A 1,165-nucleotide genomic window follows, 5' to 3' on the forward strand; every position below is an offset into this window, starting at 1 on the left:
CGCTGATATCCCTAAAGCTCCAAGCCAGGCCAATAATCTCGCCAGAGTTGTTTTTCGTCTGGGGGTTGGAATATGCCTCAATAGTTCGACCCTTTAGTGTTTTTATTTCACACAGACGCTGCTCTTTGGGAGTCTCGAGGCTGAATTTAAACTCGGCTGTCAGTGAGTTTGGCTCGCTGATGAGGGTTTCTGTTTCTTTTAGAAAGTCTGCTATATGGTTGATGTTCTTTTCTTCAGGGTCGATACGGAACATCTCACAGAAATTTGGGTTGTAGAGTCTGACTCTACCTTCCAGATCGAGCACTAATAGAGCTTCATGGCTCGACTCTAAACTTGCATGCAATAGTGAATGAGATTCTTTAAGCGCACTCTGGGTTATCTTAAGTTCTGTAACTTGGCGCTCTAGTTCTTTATTGCGTGTAATGAGTTCCTTTGCTGACAGTTGAACGGAGCGCTCGAGGGTTGTTCTTTGTTCATCAGCTTCGACATAACTATTATGTACGGCATTCAAAAATGCAGTAATGCGAGGGTCATCCGGCACTTCTGATAGGTGCTTTTCGATCTGCTCTAGAATGAGTTTATGGTACTTCATAGCTTTCGTTTGTACTGCATGTTACTTAATGAACGTAGAGTCATTAATTTTCTATGTTACAAGGTTATCTCTACTTCACTTTAGAGTGCGTGCTGAAAATGCTTTTTAACCTAGGAAAGCAGGAGTCGAGTTCTCATTAAGTACCCGGCACATGACTATTTCAAGTGAATCTACTTAAATTTAGACTATATTTCTGTGTTTCGCTGTGAAATTTTAATGTTACTTGAATTGTCTTTTAGCCAAGCCAGAGATATTGGCACATAGAAGTAGAGCTCAGTGGCATAGGCACGCCTTCTGTTTCCAACAGTGAAGTTTGTTCCAGAAACTTATCGGAGCCTATCGGGAAGGAGCACTTTCCTTGAGCATTAATTATTCGGTGCCAAGGAATGCGGCTGTCTTTAGGTAGTTGTTTTAATATGTAGGCGACGTAACGTGCTTTGCCTGGGTGCCCTGCCAGGGATGCTATTTTCCCGTAAGAACAGACTTGCCCGCTGGGGATGCTCGCCAAGCAGGCCAGTATAGCCTGCTTGCATTCACTTTCGTTTGTTGCCATTGGGAGTTAGATTCTTAGTC

2 protein-coding genes are annotated in these 1,165 nt (G+C 43.2%); both read right to left on the bottom strand.

Annotated features, from left to right (window positions below):
- The coding region (locus A3729_RS28465; RefSeq protein WP_156498203.1) for a PAS domain-containing protein at positions 1-592 on the bottom strand (592 nt) is incomplete at its 3' end.
- 235 nt (positions 593-827) lie between these two features.
- Positions 828-1,145, bottom strand: a complete 318-nt coding sequence (locus A3729_RS28470) for an MGMT family protein (protein ID WP_068509027.1) — start codon at positions 1,143-1,145, stop codon at positions 828-830.
- Between the last annotated feature and the right edge of the window lie 20 nt (positions 1,146-1,165).

The sequence above is a fragment of the Oleiphilus sp. HI0043 genome (assembly GCF_001634935.1).

Coding starts and splice junctions, on each gene's coding strand:
- A3729_RS28470 (WP_068509027.1), bottom strand. CDS start 1,145: ATGGCAACAAACGAAAGTGAATGCAAGCAGGCTATACTGGCCTGCTTG.